Origin of the sequence: Psychromonas sp. MB-3u-54 (genome assembly GCF_002836415.1) — a bacterium.
Lineage (GTDB): Bacteria > Pseudomonadota > Gammaproteobacteria > Enterobacterales > Psychromonadaceae > Psychromonas.
In genome coordinates this window covers 1-360 of sequence record NZ_PJBP01000044.1, presented here as the reverse complement: position 1 = coordinate 360, position 360 = coordinate 1, and the positions used below count along the sequence as shown (strand labels likewise).

Sequence of the window (360 nt, the reverse complement as noted above, 5' to 3'; positions counted from 1 at the left end):
CTTCAAGATACCAGCCCCATACACCAGTCAGGAGTGCGCCAAATGCGATTACACTCACCCGAGCAACCGAAAATCACAAGATTTATTTGTGTGCGGAAGCTGTGGCAATACTGACAACGCAGATAATAATGCGTCATTGGTCATCAAGAACCGGGCAATTAATCTTATTTTAGACACTGGAACGGTGTTATCTGAAAAGGGCGTTTTAGTCGCCAAGTCAGATAGTGGATGTGGAGGCAAACGTAAGACTAGCCGAGCCAAAAGCTCAGCTAGCAGTCGCCAACGAAGCGTCAAAAAAGAAAAGTTAGTTGCTTAGGCATCTTCCTTTGAAGCTCAGTCATTTATGGCTGAGTAGTTCAC

General features: G+C 45.3%; 1 protein-coding gene. It reads left to right on the top strand.

What is annotated here, in order from left to right; all coding sequences use genetic code 11:
- The coding region (locus tag CXF72_RS00520; RefSeq protein WP_157823155.1) for a zinc ribbon domain-containing protein at window positions 1–316 on the top strand (316 nt) is incomplete at its 5' end.
- Window positions 317–360 lie beyond the last annotated feature (44 nt).